The organism is Pseudomonas svalbardensis, assembly GCF_030053115.1.
GTDB lineage: Bacteria > Pseudomonadota > Gammaproteobacteria > Pseudomonadales > Pseudomonadaceae > Aquipseudomonas > Aquipseudomonas svalbardensis.
Genome location: NZ_CP125619.1, coordinates 4,429,506 through 4,436,743 on the forward strand (window position 1 = coordinate 4,429,506; position 7,238 = coordinate 4,436,743).

Consider the following 7,238-nt stretch of genomic DNA (forward strand, 5'->3'; position numbering starts at 1 on the left):
CAATAAGGTTTTCCTGTTCTGGAAACGCATCAGGGCGCCGAGGATTTAGACCCTCAATCAGCTTTCTATAAAGGTGGTGTCAGCGCTTTGTGCATGGGAATCGCGTGGAGCCCGGCTACGGCGAAGGTTTCGGCGCAAGGCTGGTAACCCAGATGACAGTAAAACGCTTCGCTGGTGCGGGTGCTGTTGAGTCGTGCCTGGCGCAAACCCTGATCGGTCAGCCAACCTTCGAGGTCGCGCACCAGCGCTTGCCCGGCCCCACGACGAAACCATTCCGGTTGCACGTAACAAAACGCGACCTTGCCGCTGATCGCAGCCATCGCGACGCCGACCGGTTTGTCGTGCAACAGGGCGATGTTCAGGTACAACCGCTCGTCGGTCAGCCAGGGCTGCACGTGTTCGATGGTTTTGTTGTGGGTCCAGGTGGCGACGGTGAGCGGATCGTTGCGATGGTCGAGCGCGCAACCCACGCGGATGGAGCGCTCGACGATCCGGCTGATGATGCCGGCGTCGGCGGGGGTTGCCTTGCAGATTTGTATGGGGGCATCCATGGCGCTGTTACCTCAATCCATTGAGAAAAAGCTGCCGGGGACGATAGCGCTGGTGGTGGCTCGAATGCCAATGGAGAGGAGTTACATTTGATGTGCAACATAAACGCTCCGTAGGAGCTGTCGAGTGAAACGAGGCTGCGATCTTTTGATTTTGCTTTTGATACTCGAGTGAATCCGGAGAAAAGATCAAAAGATCGCAGCCTCGTTTCACTCGACAGCTCCTACCGGAATCGGTGGTGTTTGTTAGACCGGTTGCAATGGCATGGTCAGCTCGACTCGCAACCCATCCGGCCGACTGTCGAAATGCAACGTACAACCGCAGCGCTGGACAATCGCCTGAACAATCGCCAGACCCAGGCCGCAGCCAGTGCTCTGGCCGTTGCGCCAGAAGCGTTGGGTCAGGTGTTGCAGATCCTCTTCAGCAATCCCCGGGCCGTGGTCGCGTACCACAAACTGCACGCGGTTGCCGGTGGTTTCCAGACTCAGCTCCACCGCGCCGTCGCCCGGGGTATGACGCAGCGCGTTGTCCAGCAGGTTGCGCAGCGCGGCAATCGACAGCACCGCGGGCATTTGCACCGGTGCATGGGAAATTTTCGGCGGCATCTGAAATTTGATCCGCTGACGATCACCGCTGGCGGCGTCCTGAATCGCCAGTTTCGCCACCTGCTCGGCGCTGCATTGCACGCCGTCATCGAACGACAGGCTGCCCTCGACCCGCGCCAGCAACAGCAATTGTTCAAGGGTCCGGTGCAGGCGATCGGCGCCCTCTTCGGCCCGGGCCAGGGATTGATCCCGAGCCGCGCCGTCGGTCATGCGCGCCACTTGCAGGTGGGTCTTGATCGCCGTCAGCGGGCTGCGCAATTCATGGGCGGCATCACCGGTCAGGCGGCGTTCCCGTTCGATGGTCTTGCCGATCCGTTGGAACAGCTGATTCTGGGTGTCCAGCAACGGTTGCAGTTCGCTGGGCAGCGGCTGGATTTGCAAGGGTTCGAGAGAATCGGCGCTGCGGCGCATCAAGGCATCGCGCATGCGGTTGAGCGGCGCCAGCCCCTGACCGATCCCCAGCCATAGCAGGCACAGGCAACCGAGCAAGGCCACGCCCACCGGCACCGAAGCCGCCAGCAGGATCGACATGTTCAAGGCCTCACGCTCGATCTGCCGGTCGGCGGTGGTGATGCGCACGTCACCGCGTGCCAGGGTGAAACTGCGCCACGGTGCACCGTCGATCATCTGGTCGTGGAAGCCCATTTTTTCGGCCTCCAGGGTTTGTTGCGGATCGGTGTGACTGCGGGCGAGGATTTCGCCGCGCAATGAACTGACCTGGCAGGCCATGCCGCCGGGGAGGTTCAGTTGTTCAGCGCTGAAATGGGTGCCCTCGCCCTTGCTCGGCAATGGCGGCAACTGCTCCATCAGGCCAGCGACCATCCGTGCCGACGCCACCAGGCGCTGGTCGAGGGAAAACATCATCTGATTGCGCAGGTCGCTGAGCATCCAGGCCGCCGCCAGGGCCCAGATCAGGGTAAAAGCGGCGCCGAGTGTCAGGCTCAGGCGCAAACGCAGGCTCATCACTTTTTCAATTCCTCTGCGCCATCGGCCGGCCCCAGGCGATAGCCCAGGCCGCGCACCGTCTCGACAATGCCATTGCCGAGTTTGCGCCGCAGGTGATGGATATGCACATTGAGAGCGTTGCTTTCCAGCTCATCGTTAAAACCATAAACGCTGTCTTTCAGTTGCTCGGTCGACAGCACCCGGCCCCGGTTATGCAGCAAGGCCTGCAACAGCGACTGCTCACGACGGGAAAGGTCCACCGGCTGGCCGCCGAGCATGGTTTCGCGGCTGCTCGGGTCGTAGGTCAGGCGACCGTGCTCGATCAGGTTGACGCTGCGCCCCGCCACTCGTCGTAGCAGCGTGTGCAGACGCGCGGCAAGTTCGCGCAGGTCGAAAGGCTTGAGCAGGTAATCGTCGGCGCCGGCCTGCAAGCCATCAACGCGGTCGGTGACTGAATCCCGGGCGGTGAGGATCAACACCGGGATTTCCAGACCGTTGTGTCTTAACTGCTGCAGCAGCTTCAAACCGTCTTCATCGGGCAGACCGAGGTCGAGCACCATCACATCGAACTCGGCGACCTTGAGCATCGCCCGGGCAGACGATGCGGTGGCGACATGCTCTACCGTCAGGCCCTGAGCGGTGAGGCCGGCGACAATGCCGCTGGCGATCAACTCGTCGTCTTCGCAAACCAGTACGTGCATGGTGAGACCTGTTGAAAAAAGGTGATTAGGCCGGTGGCCGATTAAGCGGACATTATGCCGCAAGCGCCATTGCCACAAGGCCACTGTGGTTAATCATCGGTTAATCGCCGCCTCCCATTCTGCACCTCACTTGTACAGGGATAAGGCTTACCCATGCGTCGACTGTTTCTATTTTTGGTTCTCTTGATCTCGGGTGCGGCCCAGGCAGGGACTGATCCGTTCGCGACAAAACCCGACTTTCTTCCCGTCGGCAAGGCGTTCATCTTCACCTCCGAACGTCTTGAGTCCGGTGAAACCCAGCTCTATTGGCAGATCGCTGACGGTTATTACCTTTATCAGAAACGCCTGAAATTCGATGGCTTGCCCGCTGAGCACCATCCCGCTTTACCTGAAGGCGAAGCGCACAGCGATGAGTTCTTCGGCGAACAACAGGTCTATCGTCAAGGTCTGGAACTGAAGATCCCGGCAGGTGCCACGGGTCAAATCAAAGTGGGTTTCCAGGGCTGTGCCGATGCCGGTTTGTGTTATCCGCCGCAAACTCAGGTGGTGGATCTGGGCGGCAAATCGACTACCGCGGCGATAAACGAAGCGCCGGACCAAGCCTTGGCCAGCGACCTGCAACAGCGGGCGCTGGGTTGGAGCTTGCTGGTGTTCTTCGGTCTGGGGCTGTTGCTAGCCTTCACGCCTTGCTCGCTGCCGATGCTGCCGATTCTGGCCGGTTTGATCGTCGGCAGTGGCGCCACGCCCAAGCGCGGTTTCGCCTTGGCCACTAGTTACGTCGTGAGCATGGCGCTGGTGTATGCGGCGATGGGCGTTCTGGCCGCGCTGCTCGGGGCGAATCTCCAGGCGTTGTTGCAGAACCCTTGGTTGCTGGGCAGCTTCGCGGCTGTGTTTGTGTTGCTGGCGTTGCCGATGTTCGGCTTCTTCGAGTTGCAACTGCCGGTGGCCGTGCGTGATCGATTGGAAAATGTTTCGCGTAATCAACGCGGCGGCAGCCTGTTCGGTGCCGGTGTGTTGGGAGCCTTGTCCGGTTTGCTGGTGGGTCCGTGCATGACCGCCCCGCTGGCGGGCGCCTTGCTCTACATCGCGCAAAGCGGCAATGCGCTGCATGGCGGATTGATTCTGTTCGCCATGGGCATCGGCATCGGTGTGCCGCTGCTGTTGTTGGTCACCGTCGGCAATCGCTTCATGCCCAAACCCGGCGCGTGGATGAACCTGCTCAAAGGTGTGTTCGGCTTCCTGTTCCTCGCCACCGCGTTGCTGATGCTGCGTCCGGTGCTGGATGAATCACTGTGGATTGGTTTGTGCGGTGCGTTGCTGCTGATTGCCGCGTACAGCGCCTGGAAGCAGTCGGAAGGTTTCGGTCGCGTCGCCCCTGTGTTCGGCGCCAGCTCACTCTTGCTGGGTGTGTGGGGCAGCCTGCTGATGATCGGTGCCGCCGGCGGCGGCGACGACTTGTTGAAGCCATTGCAGGTCTACAGCGCTTCAAACTCGAGCAGCACCGCAAACCCGGTCGGCCACGACGCATTCACCACGATCAAGGACCCGGCAGCTCTGCAACGGGAACTCGACGCGGCACAGGCTCAAGGCCAGTGGGTGCTGCTGGACTACTACGCCGACTGGTGCGTGTCGTGCAAGGTCATGGAAAAACAGGTGTTCGGCAAACCTCACGTACTGCAAGCCTTGAGCGATGTGCGCTTGCTACGGCTGGACGTCACCGCCGACAATGCCGCCAGCCGTGAACTGCTCGGCCGTTATAAAGTGCCGGGGCCACCGAGCCTGCTGTGGATCGGCACCGACGGCATCGAGCGTCGCAGCCAGCGCATCACCGGTCAGGTCGATGCCGACACCTTCCTGCAACGCTGGACCACCACCCGAGACGCCCGTTAATGCTGACCTTTACCCTCGGCACTTTTGCCATCGCGCTTAATCACCTGCTGCTGATCAGTGCCCTGGCGCTGGCAACCTTCATCGGCTGGCGGGTGGCCAAGCGTGGCGGCGAGAATCCGGAGTCGGTGCTGTTCAGCCTGTTCCTGCTGGGCATGCTGGCCGCCCGGGTCGGTTTTGTGGCCGTTTACTGGGCCCATTATCGCGATGACCTTTGGCAGATCATCGACCTGCGCGACGGCGGTTTCCTCGCCTGGCCTGGTGTGATCGTGCTGCTGCTTGCCGCGCTGTATCGAGGTTGGCGTCGTCCGGGCTTGCGCCGGCCGTTGGGCTTTGGCGTGGCCAGCGGCCTGGCGTTCTGGCTGCTGGCGACCTTCTCCCTGACTATTTACGAACAAGGCACACGCCTGCCGGAAATTACCCTGCGCAATGCCGCCGGTGAAACCGTGCAACTGGCGGACTACAAGGGCGGCCCGTTGGTGATCAATCTCTGGGCCACCTGGTGTCCGCCGTGCCGTCGAGAAATGCCGGTGCTGGAAAACGCCCAGCAACACCGCCCGGACCTGACGTTCCTGTTCGTCAATCAGGCTGAAAGCATGCAAAGCGTCAGTACTTTTCTGGAAACCCAGGGCCTGAGCCTGTCCAACGTGCTGTTCGACGGCAGTGGCCGATTGGGCCAGGCCGTCGGCTCCATGGCGTTGCCGACTACGCTGTTCTATAGTCCCGACGGTCGCCTGCTGGGCAGCCATCTGGGTGAGCTGTCGGAAGCCAGCCTGGCCCGCGCCCTGGAAAACTTCGACACCCCGAATCCTGCCGTACCGGCCACCTCTTCAAGGAAATTGCCATGCCCCTCCTCCGCCACCTGCTGACGTTGACCTTGGGCGCCGCCCTGCTGCATCTACCGTCGGTGCAGGCCGCCGAAGAATTGCCCGAAGCGATCAAGAAAATCGAAGCCAAGGGCGCGAAAATCGTCGGCCAATTCGACGCACCCGACGGCTTGCGCGGTTATGCGGCGCAGTACCAGAACCGTGGCATGGCGCTGTACCTGACCCCGGATGGCAAGCATGTACTGCTCGGCAATCTGTACGACGCCGACGGCAACGACCTGACCAGCGCGCCGTTGCAGAAGCTGGTTTACGCACCGATGTCCAAGGAAGTCTGGGGCAAGATGGAAGCCAGCAACTGGATCGGCGACGGGAAGAAAGATGCGCCGCGGATCGTGTACCTGTTCAGCGATCCGAACTGCCCTTATTGCAACATGTTCTGGGAACAGGCGCGGCCATGGGTCAAGGCGGGCAAGGTGCAGCTGCGGCACATCATGGTCGGCATCATTCGCGAAGACAGTCCGGGGAAATCGGCTGCGCTGCTGGCCGCCAAGGATCCGCAGAAAGCGCTGGAAGACCATGAGAAGTCAGGCAAGAAAAGCTCGCTAAAAGCCCTGAAAAACGTGCCCCCGGCGATTCAGGCGAAGCTGGCGGCCAACATGCAGTTGATGGAAGACCTGGAGCTGCAGGCCACCCCGGCGATTTTCTACATGGACGACAAGGGCGAGCTGCAACAACAGCAAGGCGCGCCGTCGCCGGACAAGCTGGTGCAAATTCTCGGGCCGAAGTGAATTCACCGGCCCCTTCGCGAGCAGGCTCGCTCCCACAGGGAAATGCATTCCAATGTGGGAGCGACGGTGCGACGATTCGACCTGCTCGCGAAGGCGTCAGCAGAACCGACTAAGCTCTCTCAGCCAAAAACTTCAGCAAAGCCGTTGTCACGAACTGCGGATTCTCCAGATTGGAGATATGCCCCGCCTCCGGCACCAGCACAGATGGGCAGCCGATCAGCTCGGCCATCTCTCTTGTCTCCGACGGCGGCCGCGGTTTGTCCTGATCGCCACACATCAGCAGCGTGGTGTCAGGATTCAACTCGCCCAGGCGCGGCAACAGATCATCACGCCCAAACGTAATCCGCCCCATCGGCACAATGCTCTCGCGCAGACGCTCCGGCGGCAGTGCGGCCAGTTTGGCGCGGAAGTCCTGATACAACGCCGACTGCGGATCGATGCCCGGACGGAAGAAGATCGGCACAACGATATCGAGCAGCGGCGGCGCAATCACGCCGGTCTCTTCGATCTGTTTGAACAGCGAGAAATAGTACTGGCGGGTCGATTCCGGCTCGACACCGACGTAGGTGTCCATCAGCACCAGACCATTGATCCGCTGCGGCGCTGATAGCGCCAGACGCACGCCCCACATGCCGCCGACCGAGAGACCGACCAGCGTGACACGGTCGATGTCCAGATGATCGAGCAGCGCCAGTGCATGGCGCGCAATGTCATCCAGCGAGTGTGTGTACTCGGGCATCCACCCGGATTCACCATGGCCCCACAGGTCCAGAGCAATTACCCGGTAGTGTTGCGACAGAGCGGCAATCTGCGGCGCCCACATGGCCTGGTCCCACAGATAACTGCCGGCCAGCAGAACGGCAGGGCCGGCGCCTTGATCAATGTAGTGAAGTGATTGTCCATCAACCGTTACGAAGGGCATCGACTGTCTCCTCT

At 61.1% G+C, this 7,238-nt stretch carries 7 protein-coding genes; 3 read left to right on the forward strand and 4 right to left on the reverse strand.

The genetic code is table 11. The features are described 5' to 3' along the window. Window positions 1-65: 65 nt before the first annotated feature. From QFX16_RS20440 to QFX16_RS20450, 3 genes are all read right to left on the reverse strand, one after another. The gene (locus QFX16_RS20440; protein WP_283181110.1) at window positions 66-551 is read right to left on the reverse strand and encodes a GNAT family N-acetyltransferase; all 486 of its coding nucleotides are present in this window, start codon (window positions 549-551) and stop codon (window positions 66-68) included. 243 nt (window positions 552-794) lie between these two features. Then, on the reverse strand, window positions 795-2,120 hold the full coding sequence (locus QFX16_RS20445; protein WP_283181111.1) for an ATP-binding protein: 1,326 nt from the start codon (window positions 2,118-2,120) through the stop codon (window positions 795-797). Continuing rightward, window positions 2,117-2,800, reverse strand: a complete 684-nt coding sequence (locus tag QFX16_RS20450; protein WP_282481350.1) for a response regulator — start codon at window positions 2,798-2,800, stop codon at window positions 2,117-2,119. Before QFX16_RS20450 ends, QFX16_RS20445 begins: the two co-directional genes overlap by 4 nt. 153 nt (window positions 2,801-2,953) lie before the next feature. Between QFX16_RS20450 and dsbD the strand changes: the two genes are divergently transcribed. The 3 genes from dsbD to dsbG are packed head-to-tail and all read left to right on the forward strand — an operon-like array spanning window position 2,954 to window position 6,302. Beyond that, window positions 2,954-4,690 (forward strand): protein-disulfide reductase DsbD, encoded by a 1,737-nt coding sequence (gene dsbD / locus QFX16_RS20455; protein WP_283181112.1) that lies wholly within the window; start codon window positions 2,954-2,956, stop codon window positions 4,688-4,690. After that, window positions 4,690-5,556: a TlpA disulfide reductase family protein gene (locus tag QFX16_RS20460; RefSeq protein ID WP_283181113.1), complete on the forward strand. Its 867-nt coding sequence runs from the start codon at window positions 4,690-4,692 to the stop codon at window positions 5,554-5,556. The genes dsbD and QFX16_RS20460 overlap by 1 nt, the downstream gene beginning before the upstream one ends. Beyond that, window positions 5,532-6,302 (forward strand): thiol:disulfide interchange protein DsbG, encoded by a 771-nt coding sequence (gene dsbG / locus QFX16_RS20465; RefSeq protein ID WP_283181114.1) that lies wholly within the window; start codon window positions 5,532-5,534, stop codon window positions 6,300-6,302. The genes QFX16_RS20460 and dsbG overlap by 25 nt, the downstream gene beginning before the upstream one ends. Before the next feature lie 109 nt (window positions 6,303-6,411). On the opposite strand, the gene QFX16_RS20470 is transcribed toward dsbG, so the two are convergent. Continuing rightward, a complete protein-coding gene (locus tag QFX16_RS20470; RefSeq protein WP_283181115.1) occupies window positions 6,412-7,224 on the reverse strand; it encodes an alpha/beta fold hydrolase in 813 nt (270 codons plus the stop codon). Between the last annotated feature and the right edge of the window lie 14 nt (window positions 7,225-7,238).